Consider the following 18,382-nt stretch of genomic DNA (forward strand, 5'->3'; position numbering starts at 1 on the left):
GGGTCAACGAGGGTCCGCGCTCGGGCGCCGCCAACGCGTTGCGCATCCAGCGCCTGAAGGACAAGCTCGGCAACAAGGCGAACGCGAGCGCGGAAGTCGAATTCGAAGGCGCGCACGGCTGGCTGATCGGCGAGGAAGGCCGCGGCATCCAGCAGATCCTGGAGATGGGCACGCTCACGCGGCTCGATTGCGCGCTGGGCACCACCGGGCTGATGCGGCAGGCGCTGTCGCTGGCGCTGGACCACACCCGGCAACGCCAGGCGTTCGGCAAGAGGCTGCTGGACCAGCCGCTGATGCGCAACGTGCTGGCCGACCTGGCGCTGGAAAGCGAGGCGGCCACGGCCCTGTCGCTGCGCCTGGCCCGCGCGATCGACCGCCGCGACGATCCGCACGAGGCCGCGATGGCGCGGCTGCTCACCCCGGTGGCCAAGTTCTGGATCTGCAAGCGGGGCAGCCACTTCGCCCAGGAAGCCATGGAGTGCCTGGGCGGCAACGGCTACGTCGAGGAGGGCGGCGAGGGCGTGATGGCCCGCATCTACCGCGAGATGCCGCTCAATTCCATCTGGGAAGGCGCCGGCAACATCATGGCGCTGGACCTGCTGCGGGCGCTTCGCAAGGCCGATGCCGTCGAAGCACTGGCCCAGGAACTGGCGCCGGCCCGCGGCGCGCACCCGGCGCTGGACCGGCTGGCGGCCAGCCTGCCGACGCGGGTGGAGGAGATGGCCAGCGAGATCGAGGCGCGCCGGCTGGCGCAGGACGTCGCGCTGGCCGTGCAGGCCGCCTTGCTGCACCAGACGGCGCCGCCCGCGGTGTTCGCCGCCTTTTGCGACGCCCGGCTGGCCGGCAACTGGGGCCAGTCTTTCGGCACCCTCGCCGCCGGCACCGATTTCGACGCCATCCTGCAACGCGCGATGCCGCAATGAACCCCATGAACGATCTGATCCTGCACAACTTCCCGAGCTCGCCGTTCTCCGAGAAGATCCGCCTGGTCCTGGGCTCCAAGAAGCTGCCCTGGAAGTCGGTCCACGTCCCGGTGGTCATGCCCAAGCCCGACGTGCTGGCGCTCACCGGCGGCTACCGCCGCACACCGGTGCTGCAGGTCGGCGCCGACATCTACTGCGACACCGCGCTGATCTGCGACGTGCTGGAGCACATCCGGCCCGAACCCACGCTGTACCCGCCGCACCTCAAGGGCGCCTGCAGGATCTTCGCGCAGTGGGCCGACTCGACGCTGTTCTGGGCCGCCATGGGCTATTGCCTGCAGCCCAGGGGCGCGGCCCAGGTGTTCGCCAACATGCCGCCCGAAGCCGCCAGGGCCTTTGCCGAAGACCGCAAGGCGATGACCGGCAACATGGTCCGGCTGCGTGCCGGCGACGCCACCTCGGCCTACCGCTCCTACCTGCGCCGCATCGCCAACATGGCCGACGAACATGACTTCCTGTTCGGCATGGAGCCGTGCGTGGCCGACTTCTCGGCTTACCACGGCATCTGGTACACGCGCACCCAGGTCCCGGCGCTGGCCGGCATCCTGGACGCCACGCCTTCGGTCGCCGAGTGGGCCGACCGGGTGGCGGCGATCGGCCACGGCCCGATGACCAGGCTGGCCGCGGCCGACGCAGTGGCGCTGGCCGCGGCCGCCGAACCGCAGCCGCCCGGGGCTAATCTGCTGATCGACAGCGCCTTCCAGGACGACCACGGCATCGCCCTGGGCAGCCGCGTGACGATCACTGCGGAGTCGTTCGGCGCCGAGCCAACCGAGGGCGAGCTGATGGCCGCCACCCGCACCCACTACAGCCTGCGTCGCACCGACGATCGCGCGGGACTGCTGCACGTGCACTTTCCCCGCATCGGCTACGTGCTGCGGGCCGCGCAGCCGGCCTGAAGCCGGGACCATGCGCAGCGCGCTCGGCCACTGCCTGTTCGAAACCGCCGTCGGCGAGTGCGGACTGGCTTGGAACGAAGCCGCATTGGTAGCGGTGCAACTGCCCGAGGCGACGCCGGCCGGAACGCGGGCGCGCCTGTGCCGGCCGTTCGGCACCGTGCCCGAAGCAGCGCCGCCGCCGTTCGTCCAGGCGGCGATCATGCGCATCCGGCGCCTGCTGCAAGGCGAGCGCGACGACTTGCGCGACCTGCCGTTGGCCCTGGGCACCGTGCCGGCCTTTCACCAGCGCGTCTACGAAGCGGCGCGTGCCATCCCGCCAGGCGAGGTGGTCACTTATGGAGAACTGGCGCGCCGTATCGGCGATCGGGGCGGGTCGCGGGCGGTGGGCCAGGCGCTGGGCCACAACCCGTTCGCGCCGGTGGTGCCGTGCCACCGCATCCTGGCCGCCGGCGGCCGGGCGGGCGGCTTTTCGGCCGAAGGCGGCGCGGCCACCAAGCTGCGCCTGCTGGAAATAGAACAAGCCCGGTTCGATGGGGAACCGGGCTTGTTCGACTAGCGGGGTGGCGGGCTAGAACCAGCGGCGCCAGCCCGATTCGGCCGGCCGCTCGCCGGTCGCCGCAATGCGGTCGTCTCGGGTCGGCTCCGTCGCCGTCGCCGTCATGGTCGGCTCGGTGCGGGCATGCTCCTCGCGCAACTGGGCTTCCCGCAGTTCCATGTCCTGCGCGGCTTCGTGGCGGTCGGCCGTGGCCTGCACATGCTCGGCGCGCATGGTGGCCGGCACCGAGGAGGCCGGGCCGTAGCCGGGCACGCGCTCGAACCGGTTTTCCAGCCGGTGTTCCATCTCGGACAGGCGGGCCGCCAGGGTGCGGTTGATCTGCTCGAGCTGGGTGCGCAGTTCGCGCTGGCCCTGCACCACCGACTTCTGGAACTCGGTGGCGGCCAGGGCATCACGTTCGCGCAGTTCACGCAGCTGCGTGTCCAGGTGCTGGCGCAGGTCGGTGAAGCGAGACGCCTCGGCCTTGTCGGCCAGGGTGCGCTGCGCTTCCAGGGTCTTGTGGTGTGTGTGGGACTCGACCAGCGACTGGGTGCGGATCGCGCCGGCGGCGAGCACGAAAGCGACGGTGGCCAGCAGCAGCAGGCCCAGCAGGATGGCGCCAAGTGGCGCGTCCATGACCACGGGTCCGAACAAGAGCGGGGCCGGCCGGATGACTTCGCCCCAGTTGAGGGCGGCGAAGCCGGCGACCAGCAGGATGGCTACGAGGAGCACGACGGCACGAGAACGCATGGAAAACTCCTTGGCAGGCAATGCAGCCATTCTCTTCAGTTACGGGCCGTTTCCTGTCAGCCGGTGCGCCGTCCGGCTGTACGCGGGTATGTGGCAAACTCGCCCGCTTTCCCGCTCCCCGTGCCCTGGCAAGTCCCCCATGCAGAAAATCCTGAGGCAGATCGCCGCCGAACTCAGCGTCAATGAAACCCAGGTGCGCACCGCGGTGGAGTTGCTCGACGGCGGCGCCAGCGTCCCGTTCATCGCGCGCTACCGCAAGGAAGCCACCGCCGGGCTCGACGACATCCAGCTGCGCGAGCTGGAAGCCCGGCTGTCCTACCTGCGCGAGCTGGAAGACCGGCGCGCGGCGGTGCTCAAGAGCATCGAGGAGCAAGGCAAGCTGACCCCGCAGCTGCGCGCCGCCCTGGAAGCCGCGCCGACCAAGCAGGAACTGGAAGACCTGTACCTGCCGTTCAAGCCGCGCCGCCGCACCAAGGGCCAGATCGCCCGCGAGTCGGGCATCGAGCCGCTGGCCGACCTGCTGTGGGCCGACCCCACGCTGGACCCGGCCGCCGAGGCGGTGCCGTTCGTCAGGACGGAAAAAGGCGAAGGCGGCGAGGATTTCACCAGCGTGCCGGCCGTGCTGGATGGCGTGCGCGACATCCTGTCCGAGCGCTGGGCCGAAGACGCTGTTCTGGTCCAGTCGCTGCGCGAATGGCTGTGGAGCGAAGGTCTGCTCAAGTCGAAGTTGTCGGCCGGCAAGGACGAGAACAACCCCGACATCTCCAAGTTCCGCGACTACTTCGACTTTGACGAGCCGATCGGGCGCGTGCCCTCGCACCGCGCGCTGGCCGTGTTTCGCGGCCGCACGCTGGAGCTGCTGGACGTCAAGCTGGTGCTGCCGGTGGAGCCCGAGCCCGGCAAGCCATCGTTGGCCGAAGGCAAGATCGCGCTGCGCCTGGGCTGGAGCCACAAAGGCCGCGCCGCCGACGACCTGCTGCGCAAGTGCGTGGCGTGGACCTGGCGCGTGAAGCTGTCGCTGTCGACCGAACGTGACCTGTTCGCGCGGCTGCGCGAGGACGCCGAGAAGGTTGCGATCCGCGTGTTCGCCGACAACCTGCGCGACCTGCTGCTGGCCGCCCCGGCCGGCCCGCGGGTGGTGATGGGGCTGGACCCCGGCATCCGCACCGGCGTCAAGGTGGCCGTCGTCGATGCCACCGGCAAGCTGGTCGACACCTCCACCGTGTTTCCGCACGAGCCGCGCCGCGACTGGGACGGCGCGCTGCACACGCTGGCGGCCCTGTGCCGCAAGCACGGCGTGACCCTGATCGCGATCGGCAACGGCACCGCCAGCCGCGAGACCGACAAGCTGGCCGCCGATCTGATGAAGCGCATCGAAGGCATGCAGCGGATCGTGGTCAGCGAAGCTGGCGCCTCGGTCTATTCGGCCAGCGAATATGCGTCCAAGGAAATGCCGGACGTCGACGTGAGCCTGCGCGGCGCCGCCAGCATCGCGCGGCGGCTGCAGGATCCGCTGGCCGAGCTGGTCAAGATCGATCCCAAGGCGATCGGCGTGGGCCAGTACCAGCACGACGTCAACCAGAGCGAGCTGGCCAGGACGCTGGAAGCCGTGGTCGAAGATTGCGTGAACGCGGTCGGCGTCGACCTGAACACGGCAAGCGCGCCGCTGCTGGCGCGCGTCTCGGGCCTGTCGGGCACCGTGGCCAAGGCGGTGGTGCACTGGCGCGAGTCCAACGGCGCCTTCCGCAGCCGCCAGCAGCTGCTGCAGGTCAGCGGCCTGGGCCCCAGGACTTTCGAGCAAAGCGCCGGGTTCCTGCGCATCCGCGGCGGCGAGAACCCGCTGGACATGACCGGCGTGCACCCCGAAACGTATCCGGTGGTCGAGAAGATCCTGGCGCACGCCGGCAAGCCGGTGCAGGAACTGATGGGGCGGGCCGAGGTTTTCAAGACGCTGAAACCCGAGCTGTTCGCCAACGACAAGTTCGGCGTCATCACGGTCAAGGACATCCTGGGCGAGCTGGAAAAGCCGGGCCGCGACCCGCGCCCGGACTTCAAGGTGGCGCGCTTCAACGACGGCGTCGACGACATCAAGGACCTGCAGCCCGGCATGGAGCTGGAGGGCACGGTGAGCAACGTGGCGGCGTTCGGCGCCTTCATCGACCTGGGCGTGCACCAGGACGGCCTCGTGCACGTGAGCCAGCTGTCGCACAAGTTCGTCACCGACGCGCGCGAGGTGGTCAAGACCGGCGACATCGTCAAGGTCAAGGTGCTCGAAGTCGATCCGGTGCGCAAGCGCATCAGCCTGACCATGAAGCTGGGCGCGCCGGTGGCGCGTCCCGGCGGGCCGCGCGAAAACAAGTACGAAGGCGCGGGCCGGGGCCAGCGCGCGCCGGCCAATCCGCAGATTGGCGGCGCGATGCAAGGGGCCCTGGCCAAGCTGCAAGGGTTGCGCAAGTAGCGGCGCGCATGCCCGCCCTGCGCATCTACGCCGGCCCGACCGCGCGCCGGCACATCGCGCAGCACGGCTTGCGGGCCGGCGACGTCGGCGTGGTGCCGGCGGCGGCCGGTGGACCCAAGGGCCTGGTGCTCGGGCCGCTGGACCGCTTCCTGTTCGGGCACTGGCTGCCGCAAACCACGCATCCCATCCACCTGGTGGGCGCCTCGATCGGCGCCTGGCGCATGGCCACGGGCTGCCTTGACAAGCCGGTGCAGGCCTTCGAGCGGCTGGAGCGCGACTACATCGCCCAGCATTACGAGCTGCCGCCGGGGCGCAAGCTGCCGACGGCCGCCATGGTGTCGCAACGCTTCGGCGAGAACCTGCAGGCCTTTTTCGGCGGGCGGGTGCAGCAGGTGCTGACGCATCCGCGCTTGCGGCTGCACGTGGTCACCTCGCGCGGGCGGCACCTGCTGGCGCGCCAGCATCGGGTGGCCACGCCGCTGGGCTACCTGGGCGCCTTCCTGGCCAACACCGTGCACCGCAAGGCGCTGGGCCTGTGGCTGGAGCGCCTGGTGTTCTCGGTGCCGCAGGCCGGCGATGCGTGCCCGCTGCCGTTCGGCGTCGACGACTTCCCGACCCGGCAGGTGGCATTGACCGAGGCGAACTTCCAGCCGGCGGTGCAGGCCAGCTGCTCGATCCCGTTCCTGCTGGATGCGGTGCACGACATCCCCGGCGCGCCGCCCGGCGCCTACTGGGACGGCGGCATTACCGACTACCACCTGCACCTGAAATACGACTGCGGCGCCGGCCCCAACCTGGTGCTGTATCCCCACTTCCAGCAGTCCCTGGTGCCCGGCTGGCTGGACAAGGGCTTCAGGCGCCGGCACCGGTCCACCTCGTTCCTGGACGCGATGATCGTGCTGGCGCCGGATCCGCAGTGGGTGCGCGGGCTGCCGAACGGCAAGCTGCCGGACCGGACCGACTTCAAGCGCTACGGCAGCGATCTGCAAGGGCGGATCAAGGCCTGGACCACGGCGGCACGGGCCAGCGCGCAGCTGGCCGATGAATTCGCGCGGTGGCTGGAGCGGCCGGACCCGGGGCGGGTGGAGGCGCTTTAGTCCTTACATTGACGTTTCCAGCATCGCCCGGTAATCCGCGCGGCTGGCTTCGCGCGGATTGGTCTTGTGGCAATGGTCGGCCAGCGCGCCATCGATGATCTGGTCGAACCATTCGCGCTGCACGCCCAGCTCGCCCAGCCGCGACGGCAGGCCCAGCCGCAGCGTCATGGACCGCACCGCTTCCGGGATGTCGTGCGGCGAGGCCAGCCCCATCGCATGGGCCATCCGCTCCAGCCGCTTTTCCTTTTGCACCTGCGGCGCGCCGGCGTTGAAGCGGATCACGGCCGGCAGGAAGACTGCGTTCAGCGTGCCGTGATGCAGCCGCGGATCGACCCCGCCCAGGCTGTGGCTGAGGGAGTGCACGCAGCCCAGGCCTTTCTGGAACGCCAGGGCGCCTTGCATCGAGGCGCTCATGAGGTCGCGCCGGGCTTCGCGGTCGCTGCCGTCGCGGGTGGCCCGCTCGATCATCGACCAGCCGCGCTGCAAGCCTTCCAGTGCGATGCCGTCCGCCGGCGGATTGAAGGCGGTCGACATGAAGGTTTCCATGCAGTGCGCGATCGCGTCCATGCCGGTGGCCGCCGTCAGCTTCGCCGGCATGCCGAAGGTCAGCTCCGGATCGCAGATCGCCGCCTTCGGCACCAGGTGCCAGGAGTGGAAGCCCAGCTTGCGGTGGTCGTTCACGATGATGATGGCGCCCCGCGCCACCTCGCTGCCGGTGCCGCTGGTGGTGGGCACGGCGATCAGCGGCGCCACCTTGTCGGTGATGCGCGGCGAACCGCCCTCGATGGTGGCGTAGTGGGTCAGCGGACCTGCGTGGGTGGCGGCGATGGCCACGCCCTTGGCGCAGTCGATCGCCGAGCCGCCGCCGACGGCGACCAGGCCGTCGCAACCCTGCGCCTGGTAGATCGCGCTGGCGGCGCGCACCGCCGCTTCGGTGGGATTGGAAGGCGTCTGGTCGAACACCGCGTGCGGCATGCCGCCCAGCGCGTCCAGTGCCTTTTGCAGCACGCCGGCGGCCTTGACGCCCTGGTCGGTGACGACCAGCGGCCGGCTGATGCCGACCCGCTCGCATTCCTGCCGCAGCAGCTGGATGGCGCCGAAGTCGAAGTGGATCTGCGTCACGTAGTAGATCAAGGCCATGGGTGTGCGTCGCTTAGGATGACGGACCTCACTGTACGCCAGGGCGCTGCCCGCTCGCTGCCATCCGCGTGACATTCCTTTCGCACTTTCCCGAACTCACGCCGCCGATGCGCTCGGTGCTGGAACGCATGGCGCGCGCCGGCCATCAGCCGCTGTACACGCTGGCGCCGCGGCAGGCGAGGGCGGCTTATGAGCTCGGGGCCGGCGTGCTGGACGTGCCGCGGCCGGATCTGTTCGCCGTGGCCGACCTGGAGTTGCCCGCGCGCGACGGCACGCGGATCCCGGCGCGCCTGTACCGACCGGCCGACGGCGTGCTGCCGGCGCTGCTGTACTTCCACGGCGGCGGCTTCACCATCGGCAGCATCGATTCGCACGACACCTTGTGCCGCACGCTGGCGCGGCTGGCCGGCTGCGCGGTGCTGTCGGTGGGCTACCGGCTGGCGCCGGAACAGCGCTTTCCCACCGCGGTGGACGACGCCTGGGACGCCACGCAGTGGCTGGCCGCCAACGCCGCTGCGCTCGCCCTGGGGCCCATCGCCATCGGCGGCGACAGCGCCGGCGGCACACTGGCCACCGTCTGCGCCACGCTGGCGCGCGACGCCGGCATTCCGCTGCGGCTGCAATTGCTGTTCTATCCAGGCTGCGCGGCCAACCAGGAGGCGCCTTCGCATGCCCGTTACCACCAGGGGCTGGTGCTGGAGCAGGCGCATATCGAGTATTTCTTCGGCCACTACATCGACGCGGGCGAGCGCGGCGACTGGCGCTTCGCGCCGCTGAACACGCCGGACGTGGATGGCGTGGCGCCGGCCTGGTTCGGGCTGGCCGAGTGCGACCCGCTGGTGGACGACGGCCTGGCCTACGCGGATAAACTGCGGGCAGCCGGCGTCGCGGTCGACCTGGAGATCTACCGCGGCGTCACCCACGAATTCATCAAGATGGGGCGCGCGTTGCCCGAAGCACGGCAGGCCCATGCCGCCGCCGCCGCCGCCTTGCGCCACGCACTGCACACATGACAAGAGAAGAGTTCCGGTTCTTTCACCAGCTGCGGGTGCGCTGGGCCGAAGTGGACATGCAGAAGATCGTCTTCAATGCCCACTACCTGATGTACTTCGACACCGCCGTCGCCGACTACTGGCGGGCGCTGGCGATGCCGTACGAAGAGGGCATGCACGCGCTGGACGGCGACATCTACGTCAAGAAGGCCGGCATCGAATTCCACGCCTCGGCCCGCATGGACGACCGGCTGGACGTGGGCATCCGCTGCGCCCGCATCGGCAATTCCTCGATGCAGTTCCAAGGCGCGATCTTCCGCGGCGAAGATCTGCTGATCACCTGCGAGCTGCTGTACGTGTTCGCCGACCCGGCGACTCAGACCTCGCGCCCGGTGCCGCCGTTGTTGCGCGCCATGCTGACCGGCTTCGAGGCCGGGGAGGCCATGCTGGAGGTGAAAACCGGCAGCTGGGCGGAACTGGGCGCCGACGCCGGGCGCATCCGCACCGCGGTGTTCGTGCAGGAGCAGCGGATCCCGGCCGAACTGGAATGGGACGACGCGGATGCCGGCGCGGTCCATGCCGTGGCCTACAACCGGCTGGGGCAACCGGTCGCCACCGGGCGGCTGCTGCCGGCCGAAGCAGGGCAGGCCAAGGTCGGCCGGATGGCGGTGCACCAGGTGCTGCGCGGCTGCGGCTTCGGCGAGCAGGTGCTGCGCGCCCTGGCCGAGGCGGCGCAGCGGCGCGGCGACGCCAGCCTGGCGCTGCACGCGCAGCGCACCGCCAGATCCTTTTATGCGCGGCTCGGGTTCGAGCCGCAAGGTGAACCATTCGAGGAAGCCGGCATCCCGCACCTGACCATGACCAGCGCCTTGCCGCTGGCGCGCTGAGCCGGTGGCCCGCAAACGCCGATCCGGCGCCGCATCCGTGCCCGCGGTCAGCCGCGAGCCGGTCGCGGTTGCCGCGCAGGTGCCATTCCCCGGCGAGGCGCCAGGCTCGGCCTGGGCCGCCGCGATGCTGGCGGCGATGATGTTCCTGGCGCCGGCGCTGGGCGTGCCGCACGAGCTGATGCTGCAGGACACCTTGAAGTCCATCGTGGTGTCGTTCTGCGCCTTGTTTGCGGCGCTGTTGCTGTTCCTGCACGTGCGCGCCCGCAGCGAGCCGCTGCGTTGGCACGGCGTGGTCTGGTTGCCGCTGCTGCTGCTGGCCTACGCGCTGGGCAGCATGGCCTGGTCGCACACCTACCTGGCCGGGGTGGAAGCCGTGCGCTGGTTCGTCTTCGCCCTGCTGGCGTGGGTGGCCCTGAACACGCTGTCGCGCGAGCGGCTGTCCTGGCTGGCCTGGGGCATCCATGCCGGGGCGGCGGTGGCGTCGTTGTGGGCCGCGCTGCAGTTCTGGTTCGGCTTCGACCTGTTCCCGCAAGGGCCCAACCCGGCATCGACCTTCGTCAACCGCAACTTCTTCGCCGAGTTCGTGGTTTGCACCTTGCCGTTTTCCTGGCTGCTGCTGGCGCGCACGCGCCGGGGCGCGGTCGCGGCCGGCCTGGCCTTGAGCACCGGCCTGGTGATCGCCGCCATCCTGATGACCGGAACGCGCGGCGCCTTGCTGGCCCTGTGGCTGCAGTTGCTGGTGCTGCTGCCCCTGGTGGCGTGGCGGTGCCGGCGGCAGCTGGCCTGGACCGGGTGGCCCCGGACCTGGCGCATCGTGGTGCCGGCCTTGCTGGTCGCGACGGTGGTGGGGCTCGGCTTCATCCCCAGCAGCAACCCCAGGATCCTGGAAGAGGCGCGGGGCGCGAGCGGGCTCGAACGCGGCATCGGCCGCACCCAGTCGATCGGCCCGGGCGATCCCTCGCTCGGCGTGCGCATGGTGATGTGGCGCGCGACCGCCACGGCGATTCAGGCCCGGCCGTTCGCCGGGCTCGGCGCCGGCGCGTGGGAGAACGAGATTCCGCTGTATCAGGCAGCAGGCTCGCAGCTGGAAACGGACTACTACGTCCACAACGAGTTCCTGCAGCTGGTGGCGGAGTTCGGGCTGGTCGGCTGGCTGTTCCTGGTGCTGCTGCTGGGCTACTTGCTGCTGGCCGCCTGGCGCAGCTGGGCCGGCGGGCCGGGCACGGTGGGCGACGCCGAGCGGCCGGGGCGTGCGGTGCTCCTGTGCAGCCTGCTGGCGCTGCTGATCGTCTCGTGCATCGGCTTTCCCTGGCGGATGGCCGCCACCGGTGCGTTGTTCGCGATCTGCGTGGGCGCATTGGCGGCCTCCGATGCGCGCCTGGGCTGGCGCGGCGGGCTGCTGGCGCGGCCGCTGCGCTGGTCACCGGCGATCGCCAAGGGTGCGATGGTGGCCACCCTGGCGTGCCTGGGCCTGGCCTTGTTCATCACGCAGCGGGCCGCCGAGAGCGAACACAAGCTGGTCATGGCGGCCAAGATCGCCCTGTCCATCAGCGCCAGCGGCGCTGCGGACCACCCACGGCACGACGCGGCGCAAGAGGAAATGCTGCAGCTGGTGCGCGAGGGCGTGGCCATCAACCCGCACTACCGCAAGATCACCCCGATGGTGGCCGACGAGCTGGCCAAGTGGGGCGACTGGGCCAACGCGACCTGGATCTGGGAAAGCGTGCTGCAGTCCCGGCCCAACGTGGCGGCCCTCATCACCAATGCGGCGCGTGGGCGCTCCGCGATGGGCCGGCCGGACCTCGCGCTGGCACACCTCGAGCGCGCCAGGCGCATCCAGCCGCAGGCGCCGGCGGTACGGTCGCTGGAAGTGGTGCTACTGGCGCGCAGCGGCGATGAGGCCAAGGCCCTGGCGCTGGCCCGCCGGTCGGTCGAGGAGGGGATCACCGACTTCGACCTGCTCAACGCCATGGTGGTGCTGGCCTGGCGCAGCGGCGACATCCCGCTGGCGCTGCGCGCCCTGGACCAGCGCATGAACGAGTACCCCGAGTCGCGCCCCCGCGGCCAGGTGCAGCTGGGCACCATCTACGCCAACGAACTGAACGAGCCGGCCAAGGCGCTGCAAGCGTTCCGCGCCGGGCTCGCTCTGGCCCGCAGCGCGGACGAGCAAGCCGACTTGCTGCGGCAGGTGCCGCTGGCGTACCGCGACCGACTGCGGCAGGAGTTCTAGATGTCCGCCAGCAGCAGGTAGGGCAGAGGCAGCACGTGCAGGGCAGGGCCGGCGGCGCTGCCCGCGTGCAGGTCGCCGGCTTCGAACGCGGCCACCTGGAGCGACACGATGGCGTCCCAGCCGCCCCCCGGACTGGCGGCGGCCTGCGCCACCGTGCCGGCCGGTTGCTCCGCCTCGGCGGCCTGGAACACCTCCATGCCGGCGGCCAGTTCGGTGTCGGCATGCACCAGGTAGCCACGGCGCTTGATGGTGCCGCGGAACTGGCTGCGCGCCACGACTTCCTGGCCCGGATAGCAGCCCTTCTTGAAGTTGACGCCGCCGATCGACTCGTAGTTCAGCATCTGCGGCACGAAGGCTTCGGCCACCGGCGCCGACAAGGTGGCGACGCCGCTGCGCACCTCCGACCACTGCCACACGGCCGCGTCGATCCCTGGGCCGGCCGGAGCCGGCTCGCCGGCCGGGGCGATCCACAGGGCGCGCGGCTGGCCGTCCAGCGGATAGAGGCGCACGACCCGGGCGGCCCCGGCAGCGGTGACAAACCAGGGTGCGTGCGATCCTGGCTGCACGGCCTGCAAGGCTTGGCCGGCCAGCCCACGCAGCGTGAAGTCCCCGCTGGCGTCGCTCAGCTTTGCCTTGGCCCGCAGCACGAACATCGACAGCCGCTTGAGGGTGGCGGCCAGCAGGTCGCGGCTGCAGACCAGCAGGATCTCGTTGGGCTCGCGCTGCAGGCCGATGAAGCTGGCCTGCATCCGGCCCTTGGCGTTGCAAAAGGCTGCCAGCCGCGCCTCGGCCGGTCCGAGCAGGGCGAAATCCTGCGTCAGCTGGCCGTGCAGGAAGGTGGCTGCGTCTTCGCCCAGGACGCGGATCACGCCCAGATGGGGCAGGGGAGCGGTGCCGTTCAGGTGGAGGGTCATGCCTGAATTATCATGGCCCGTTGAATCCCACGAGAGGAGCACGGTGCTGCGCTTGCTGAAATCCCTTTTCCTGCTGGCGCTGCTGGTCGCGCTCGGCGTCGCCGCGGCCGGCTGGTGGTGGCTGGAGCGGCCGTTGCCGCTGGCGACGCCGACGGTGGACCTGGTGATCGAGCCGGGCACGGTGCCGCGGGCGGTGGCTCGCGCGGTGCGCGACGCCGGCGTCGACGTCGAGCCCGAGCTGCTGTACGCCTGGTTCCGCGTTTCCGGACAGGCGCCGCAGATCAAGGCCGGCAACTACGAAGTCGAGCGCGGCATCACGCCGCGCCGCCTGCTGGACAAGCTCGCGCGTGGCGAGGAAGCCCTGCGCGCCGTCACGCTGGTCGAAGGCTGGAACATCCGCCAGGTGCGCGCCGCGCTGGCCAAGGGCGACCAGCTCAAGCCGGACACGCGCGACCTGGCCGACACCGACCTGATGAAGCTGCTGGGCCGCGAAGGGGTGCATCCCGAAGGGCGCTTTTTTCCCGACACCTACACCTACGCCAAGGGCAGCAGCGACACGGCGGTGCTCAAGCGCGCGATGCGGGCGATGGACAAGCGACTGGCGCAAGCCTGGGCCCGGCGCGCGCCGGATGTCGCGGTGAAAACGCCGGAGGAGGCGCTGGTGCTGGCCAGCATCGTGGAAAAGGAAACCGGCAAGGCCGCCGACCGGACCATGATCGCCTCGGTGTTCCACAACCGGCTGCGCACCGGCATGCCGCTGCAGACCGACCCCACCGTCATCTACGGCATGGGCGCGGCTTTCAACGGCAATTTGCGCAAGGTCGACCTGCAGGCCGACACGCCCTGGAACACCTACACCCGCCCCGGGCTGCCGCCGACGCCGATCGCCATGCCGGGCAAGGCGTCGCTGCTGGCGGCGGTGCAGCCGGCGCCGGGCAAGTTCCTCTATTTCGTGGCCAAGGGCGACGGCGCCAGCCAGTTCAGCGCGACGCTCGACGAGCACAACCGCGCCGTCAACCGCTACCAGCGCGGCCAGTGACCGTGGCAGGCGGCACGTTCATCAGTTTCGAAGGCATCGACGGTGCCGGCAAGTCGACCCACATCGGGGCGCTGGCCGAGGCCTTGCGCGCGCAGGGCCGCAGCGTGGTCCTCACCCGCGAGCCGGGCGGCACGCCGCTGGCCGAACAACTGCGGGCGCTGGCACTGAACGATCCCATGGACGCGCTGACGGAAGCCCTGCTGATGTTCGCGGCCCGCCGCGACCACCTGCTGCAGGTGATCGAGCCTGCCCTGGCGCGCAGCGACGTGGTGCTGTGCGACCGTTTCACCGACGCCACCTTCGCCTACCAAGGCGGCGGCCGCGGCTTCGACCTCGAGGTGCTGGCGACGCTGGAGCGCTGGGTGCAGTCCGTGCCCGCGCTGGGGCCGCACAGCCTGCGCCAGCCAGACCTGACGGTCTGGTTCGACCTGCCGCCGGCCGTGGCCGCCACCCGGCTTGCCGGCGCCCGGGTGCCGGACAAGTTCGAGTCGCAGCCGCAGGAGTTCTTTGCCCGGGTCGCGGCCGCTTACGCGGCCCGGCTGGCCGCCGACCCCAACCGCTTCCTGCGGGTCGCATCCGACCAGCCGCGCGAGCAGGTCTGGCAGGACGTCCAGGCCGGACTGCGCCAGCGGGGCTTGCTGTCATGAGGGCGCCCTGGATCCAGGCCCAGCTGCGCCAGCTGCTGTCACAGCGCGGCCATGCCTGGCTGCTGCAAGGCCCGTCCGGCCTGGGCCAGTACAGCCTGGCGGTGGCGATGGCCCAGGCCTGGCTGTGCGACCGCGCCAGTCCCGATGGTGCCTGCGGCGAATGCGCGAGCTGCCACCAGTTCGAAGCGCGGGCCCATACCGACCTGATGGTGCTGATGCCGGAGACTGCGATGCAGGTGCTGGGCTGGCCGCTGGGCGAAAAAGCGCAGGCCGACATCGACGACAAGAAGCGCAAGGCCAGCCGCGAAATCCGCATCGACGCGATGCGCGATGCGCTGGAGTTCGCCCAGCGCACCAGCGGCCGCGGCCGCGGCAAGGTGATGCTGGTGTATCCGGCCGAGCGCATGAACCACGTGACGGCCAACGCCTTGCTCAAGACGCTGGAGGAGCCGCCCGGGGACATGCGCTTCGTGCTGGCCAGCGAGGCGGCGCACCAGTTGCTGCCCACCATCCGCAGCCGCTGCCAGGCCCACACGCTGGCCTGGCCGGAGCCGGCGCAGGCCCAGACCTGGCTGCAGGAAGAGGGCGTTCCGGCGGCCGCCGCACCCGCCTTGCTGCGTGCCGCAGGCGGTCGGCCGGAGGACGCATTGCGGCTGCACCAGGGCGGCCTGGATGCCCAGGCCTGGTCTCGCTGGCCCAAGGCATTGGCCCGAGGCGACATCGCGACGGTGGCCGATTGGGGGCCGGCGCAGGCCGTGGAGGCGATGCAAAAGCTCTGCCACGACCTGATGGCCGTGCAGTCCGGCGCAGCCCCGCGCTTCTTCGACACGGCGGACCTGCCGCCGCCCTGCGCCTTGCCGGCGCTGAGCGCCTGGTGGCGCTCGCTGGGGCAGACCGCGCGCACCGTCGAACACCCTTTCAACGCGGGGCTGATGCTGGAAGACCTTGTGAGCCAGGCGAAGACGGCTCTAAACTCCAGGGGCACCTCATGAGCAATCCCAGTTCCACCACCCCGCGCCCGAGCGTCATCCAGCTGGCCATCAAGGAAAAGGCGGCGCTGTATGCCGCCTACATCCCGCTGTTTTCCGACGGTGGCGTGTTCATCCCGACCAGCCGCGAGTACAAGCTGGGCGATGACGTCTACGTGCTGCTGTCGCTGCCGGACGATCCCCAGCGCTATCCGGTGGCCGGCAAGGTGGCGTGGGTGACGCCGGCCCGCGCCGCCGCCAACCGCACCCAGGGTGTCGGCGTGCGTTTTCCCGCGGACGACAAGTCCAAGCTGCTCAAGGTCAAGATCGAGGAGATCCTCGGCGGCCACCTGGCATCCGAGCGGCCCACGCAGACCATCTGAGTCCCTACAATTTCAACGTGGACGGCCGCATTCGCGGCCGCTGCGCTTTCTGGCCCTTGCCAACGCCCCCATGTTTGTCGATTCCCACTGCCACCTGAGCTTTCCCGAACTGGCCGAACAGCTGCCGCAGATCCGCGCCGCCATGGCCGCGGCCGGCGTCGACCGCGCGCTGTGCATCTGCACCACGCTGGAGGAGTTCGAGGACGTGCATGCGCTGGCCATGCGCTACGACAACTTCTGGGCTTCGGCCGGGGTGCATCCGGACAACGAGGGCGTCACCGAACCGACGGTGAACAAGCTGCTGGAGCTGGCGGCACGGCCCAAGGTGGTCGCCATCGGCGAGACCGGGCTGGACTACTACCAGATGCAAGAGCGCAAGGGCGGCCGCAGCGTCGGCGACATGGAGTGGCAGCGAGATCGCTTCCGCACGCACATCCGCGCCGCGCGCCAATGCGCCAAGCCGCTGGTGATCCACACCCGCGCTTCGTCGGCCGACACCATCGCCATCCTGAAAGAGGAGGGCGAGGACGGCGCGCCGGGGGCGGCGGGCGGCGTGTTCCACTGCTTTACCGAGACCGCGCAAGTGGCGCGGGCGGCGCTGGACCTGGGCTTTTATGTTTCGTTTTCCGGCATCCTGACCTTCAAGAGCGCGGCCGACCTGCGCGAAGTGGCGCGCTTGGTGCCGCTGGACCGCCTGCTGATCGAGACCGACAGCCCTTACCTGGCGCCGGTGCCTTATCGTGGCAAGACCAACAACCCCTCGTACGTTCCGTACGTGGCCAAGCAACTGGCGGAGTTGCGCGGGCTGGCGGTGGAAGAGATCGCGGCGCGCACCAGCAGCAATTTCGAGCAGCTGTTCCGCCCCGCCAAGATTTGAGAAATGACATGAAAAAGCTGCTGTATCTTTGTATCTTAATTGGATTTTCCTGGGCCAATGCGGGCTCGTATGAAGACTTCTTCATCGCCATCAAGCGCGACAATCCGCGCGCCGTCCAGGAACTGCTGCAGCGCGGTTTCGACCCCAACGTCCCGGACCCGGCCGGCGTCCCGGGCTTGTTCATCGCCTTGAGGGACGGCTCGCTCAAGGCTGCCGAGGCGCTGATCGACTGGCCCAAGACCAAGGTCGAATGGCGCACGGCCAAGGACGAAAGCCCCTTGATGATGGCGGCGCTGAAGGGCCAGACCGAGATGGTGCGCAAGCTCATCGCGCGCGATGCCGACGTCAACAAGCCGGGCTGGACGCCGCTGCACTACGCGGCCACTGGTGGGCACCTGGAGATCATGGCGCTGCTGCTGGAGCACCATGCCTTCATCGACGCGCAGTCACCCAACAAGACGACGCCGCTCATGATGGCGGCGCATTACGGCTCGCCGCAGGCGGTGAAACTGCTGCTGGATGGCGGGGCGGACACGGCCATGCGCAACGAACTGGGACTGACGGCGATCGATTTCGCCAACCGGGCCAGACGCACGGAGGCGGCGGACATGATCGCCGCCGCCGTTCGCACAAAGCAGCCAAAAGGCAAGTGGTGACAACCGCCTGCCTTGCTGCCCTCAAGGAGTGATGGAGCTTTCCCCGGTCACTTGGCGGTGCAGGGATTGATCAACTGGACGCCGGCCGGCAGCCCGCCGGTGTCGGAGCGGCAGCGGCCGAGGTCCGAATAATGGCCTTCCACCAGGATGCCCGGCGGGTTGTAGCGCAAGGTGGCCTTGGCGGCCAGGCCGCTGGCGGCTTCAGCCTGGCAACGGGCGCTGCGGCCAGCCAAGGCTTCGACGCGCTGGCAAAAGGCAATGTCCGGATAGTCGAACTGGCGGGTGGCGGCACCATTGGAGTCGCGGTACACCAGGTGCTTGCCCGGCGGGCCGGCCGGCGGCTGCGAGGCACAGCCGGCGAGGAGCGCGATGGCGGAAAGGATGGTCAGTCGTGTGATGGTTTGCATGAGTCTCCCGAACGAGTTCTGGCCGAAGGGCCGCGAAGCAACGGGTTTTACAGGTGTTTGCAGCTCTTGGGGGCTCGCGGTAACCGGCCTCAACGCAGATACGATGCGTATTATGTCAACTCAAGTGCAGAAACCGGGGCTCGTGGTGGTCAGCGCGGCATCCGGATTGGCTTTCTCATGATTAGGGCCCGCCCCGAGGTCCGGCTCAACGACTTAGCGCCCGCCGGCGGTTGCCGCTGCCGTTGACGCGGTGCGCAACTGCAGTGCCACCCACAGGGTTCCATCTCCTTGGCGCTCGCGGAACGCAACCCAAGTGAGTCTCCGGAGCTCAAGCCGTTCGCGCGCTTAGACGGTACCTGGTGGTCGCTGGCTGTCACCCCGCTCGTTAGTGGCAACGTGCTGTATGTCGGGACCGTAAAACTGCGCCACTTGGCCGTGGCTCGACAGATTCGTCGGACGGTAAGCGGTGCGCCGGCCATAGCGCAGCACGCCACCACTTAACGCAACGCGCTCCGCCACA

At 69.9% G+C, this 18,382-nt stretch carries 18 protein-coding genes; 14 read left to right on the forward strand and 4 right to left on the reverse strand.

What is annotated here, in order from left to right; all coding sequences use genetic code 11:
- The 3 genes from JWP65_RS08530 to JWP65_RS08540 form a co-directional block, all read left to right on the forward strand.
- A partial coding sequence (locus JWP65_RS08530; protein ID WP_299762737.1) for an acyl-CoA dehydrogenase family protein occupies positions 1-923 on the forward strand: 923 nt, incomplete at its 5' end.
- A gap of 5 nt (positions 924-928) precedes the next feature.
- Positions 929-1,882 (forward strand): glutathione S-transferase family protein, encoded by a 954-nt coding sequence (locus JWP65_RS08535; protein ID WP_299762740.1) that lies wholly within the window; start codon positions 929-931, stop codon positions 1,880-1,882.
- A 10-nt stretch (positions 1,883-1,892) separates the two neighbouring features.
- Positions 1,893-2,438 carry a methylated-DNA--[protein]-cysteine S-methyltransferase gene (locus tag JWP65_RS08540; RefSeq protein ID WP_299762743.1) on the forward strand — a complete coding sequence of 182 codons (546 nt, stop codon included), beginning with the start codon at positions 1,893-1,895 and terminating at the stop codon, positions 2,436-2,438.
- A gap of 12 nt (positions 2,439-2,450) precedes the next feature.
- Here JWP65_RS08540 and JWP65_RS08545 read toward each other — a convergent pair whose 3' ends face one another.
- Positions 2,451-3,167: a hypothetical protein gene (locus JWP65_RS08545; RefSeq protein ID WP_299762746.1), complete on the reverse strand. Its 717-nt coding sequence runs from the start codon at positions 3,165-3,167 to the stop codon at positions 2,451-2,453.
- Positions 3,168-3,306: 139 nt separating this feature from the next.
- Between JWP65_RS08545 and JWP65_RS08550 the strand changes: the two genes are divergently transcribed.
- Positions 3,307-5,625 carry a Tex family protein gene (locus JWP65_RS08550; RefSeq protein ID WP_299762749.1) on the forward strand — a complete coding sequence of 773 codons (2,319 nt, stop codon included), beginning with the start codon at positions 3,307-3,309 and terminating at the stop codon, positions 5,623-5,625.
- Between the two features lie 8 nt (positions 5,626-5,633).
- Positions 5,634-6,722: a phospholipase gene (locus tag JWP65_RS08555; RefSeq protein ID WP_299762752.1), complete on the forward strand. Its 1,089-nt coding sequence runs from the start codon at positions 5,634-5,636 to the stop codon at positions 6,720-6,722.
- Between the two features lie 3 nt (positions 6,723-6,725).
- On the opposite strand, the gene JWP65_RS08560 is transcribed toward JWP65_RS08555, so the two are convergent.
- The gene (locus JWP65_RS08560) at positions 6,726-7,862 is read right to left on the reverse strand and encodes an iron-containing alcohol dehydrogenase (protein WP_299762754.1); all 1,137 of its coding nucleotides are present in this window, start codon (positions 7,860-7,862) and stop codon (positions 6,726-6,728) included.
- 107 nt (positions 7,863-7,969) lie between these two features.
- Here JWP65_RS08560 and JWP65_RS08565 point away from each other — a divergent pair, with 107 nt between their 5' ends.
- The 3 genes from JWP65_RS08565 to JWP65_RS08575 are packed head-to-tail and all read left to right on the forward strand — an operon-like array spanning position 7,970 to position 11,971.
- Positions 7,970-8,875 (forward strand): alpha/beta hydrolase fold domain-containing protein, encoded by a 906-nt coding sequence (locus tag JWP65_RS08565; RefSeq protein ID WP_299762781.1) that lies wholly within the window; start codon positions 7,970-7,972, stop codon positions 8,873-8,875.
- Complete coding sequence (locus JWP65_RS08570) at positions 8,872-9,741, forward strand: YbgC/FadM family acyl-CoA thioesterase (protein ID WP_299762757.1); 870 nt, start codon at positions 8,872-8,874, stop codon at positions 9,739-9,741. Before JWP65_RS08565 ends, JWP65_RS08570 begins: the two co-directional genes overlap by 4 nt.
- Positions 9,742-9,778: 37 nt before the next feature.
- A complete protein-coding gene (locus JWP65_RS08575; protein WP_299762760.1) occupies positions 9,779-11,971 on the forward strand; it encodes an O-antigen ligase family protein in 2,193 nt (730 codons plus the stop codon).
- Here the strand turns inward: JWP65_RS08575 and JWP65_RS08580 are convergent.
- Positions 11,968-12,885 carry a folate-binding protein gene (locus tag JWP65_RS08580; RefSeq protein WP_299762763.1) on the reverse strand — a complete coding sequence of 306 codons (918 nt, stop codon included), beginning with the start codon at positions 12,883-12,885 and terminating at the stop codon, positions 11,968-11,970. The two genes, JWP65_RS08575 and JWP65_RS08580, sit on opposite strands and share 4 nt — an antisense overlap.
- A gap of 43 nt (positions 12,886-12,928) precedes the next feature.
- Here JWP65_RS08580 and mltG point away from each other — a divergent pair, with 43 nt between their 5' ends.
- The 6 genes from mltG to JWP65_RS08610 all read left to right on the forward strand — a co-directional run bounded on the left by mltG (position 12,929) and on the right by JWP65_RS08610 (position 17,455).
- Complete coding sequence (gene mltG / locus JWP65_RS08585) at positions 12,929-13,924, forward strand: endolytic transglycosylase MltG (RefSeq protein ID WP_299762765.1); 996 nt, start codon at positions 12,929-12,931, stop codon at positions 13,922-13,924.
- 2 nt (positions 13,925-13,926) lie between these two features.
- The gene (gene tmk / locus JWP65_RS08590) at positions 13,927-14,571 is read left to right on the forward strand and encodes a dTMP kinase (protein WP_299762783.1); all 645 of its coding nucleotides are present in this window, start codon (positions 13,927-13,929) and stop codon (positions 14,569-14,571) included.
- Complete coding sequence (holB, locus tag JWP65_RS08595) at positions 14,568-15,563, forward strand: DNA polymerase III subunit delta' (protein WP_299762768.1); 996 nt, start codon at positions 14,568-14,570, stop codon at positions 15,561-15,563. Before tmk ends, holB begins: the two co-directional genes overlap by 4 nt.
- Positions 15,560-15,922 carry a PilZ domain-containing protein gene (locus tag JWP65_RS08600; protein ID WP_299762771.1) on the forward strand — a complete coding sequence of 121 codons (363 nt, stop codon included), beginning with the start codon at positions 15,560-15,562 and terminating at the stop codon, positions 15,920-15,922. The genes holB and JWP65_RS08600 overlap by 4 nt, the downstream gene beginning before the upstream one ends.
- Positions 15,923-15,992: 70 nt before the next feature.
- On the forward strand, positions 15,993-16,799 hold the full coding sequence (locus JWP65_RS08605; protein WP_299762774.1) for a TatD family hydrolase: 807 nt from the start codon (positions 15,993-15,995) through the stop codon (positions 16,797-16,799).
- A gap of 8 nt (positions 16,800-16,807) precedes the next feature.
- On the forward strand, positions 16,808-17,455 hold the full coding sequence (locus tag JWP65_RS08610; RefSeq protein ID WP_299762777.1) for an ankyrin repeat domain-containing protein: 648 nt from the start codon (positions 16,808-16,810) through the stop codon (positions 17,453-17,455).
- A 47-nt stretch (positions 17,456-17,502) separates the two neighbouring features.
- Here JWP65_RS08610 and JWP65_RS08615 read toward each other — a convergent pair whose 3' ends face one another.
- On the reverse strand, positions 17,503-17,862 hold the full coding sequence (locus tag JWP65_RS08615; protein ID WP_299762780.1) for a hypothetical protein: 360 nt from the start codon (positions 17,860-17,862) through the stop codon (positions 17,503-17,505).
- Positions 17,863-18,382 lie beyond the last annotated feature (520 nt).

The organism is Ramlibacter sp. (assembly GCF_028292805.1).
Lineage (GTDB): Bacteria > Pseudomonadota > Gammaproteobacteria > Burkholderiales > Burkholderiaceae_C > Ramlibacter.

Coding starts and splice junctions, on each gene's coding strand:
- JWP65_RS08535 (WP_299762740.1), top strand. CDS start 929: ATGAACGATCTGATCCTGCACAACTTCCCGAGCTCGCCGTTCTCCGAG.
- JWP65_RS08560 (WP_299762754.1), bottom strand. CDS start 7,862: ATGGCCTTGATCTACTACGTGACGCAGATCCACTTCGACTTCGGCGCC.
- JWP65_RS08600 (WP_299762771.1), top strand. CDS start 15,560: ATGAGCAATCCCAGTTCCACCACCCCGCGCCCGAGCGTCATCCAGCTG.
- JWP65_RS08580 (WP_299762763.1), bottom strand. CDS start 12,885: ATGACCCTCCACCTGAACGGCACCGCTCCCCTGCCCCATCTGGGCGTG.
- JWP65_RS08565 (WP_299762781.1), top strand. CDS start 7,970: ATGCGCTCGGTGCTGGAACGCATGGCGCGCGCCGGCCATCAGCCGCTG.
- holB (WP_299762768.1), top strand. CDS start 14,568: ATGAGGGCGCCCTGGATCCAGGCCCAGCTGCGCCAGCTGCTGTCACAG.
- JWP65_RS08550 (WP_299762749.1), top strand. CDS start 3,307: ATGCAGAAAATCCTGAGGCAGATCGCCGCCGAACTCAGCGTCAATGAA.
- JWP65_RS08615 (WP_299762780.1), bottom strand. CDS start 17,862: ATGCAAACCATCACACGACTGACCATCCTTTCCGCCATCGCGCTCCTC.
- JWP65_RS08555 (WP_299762752.1), top strand. CDS start 5,634: ATGCCCGCCCTGCGCATCTACGCCGGCCCGACCGCGCGCCGGCACATC.
- JWP65_RS08545 (WP_299762746.1), bottom strand. CDS start 3,167: ATGCGTTCTCGTGCCGTCGTGCTCCTCGTAGCCATCCTGCTGGTCGCC.
- JWP65_RS08605 (WP_299762774.1), top strand. CDS start 15,993: ATGTTTGTCGATTCCCACTGCCACCTGAGCTTTCCCGAACTGGCCGAA.
- JWP65_RS08540 (WP_299762743.1), top strand. CDS start 1,893: ATGCGCAGCGCGCTCGGCCACTGCCTGTTCGAAACCGCCGTCGGCGAG.
- JWP65_RS08610 (WP_299762777.1), top strand. CDS start 16,808: ATGAAAAAGCTGCTGTATCTTTGTATCTTAATTGGATTTTCCTGGGCC.
- JWP65_RS08570 (WP_299762757.1), top strand. CDS start 8,872: ATGACAAGAGAAGAGTTCCGGTTCTTTCACCAGCTGCGGGTGCGCTGG.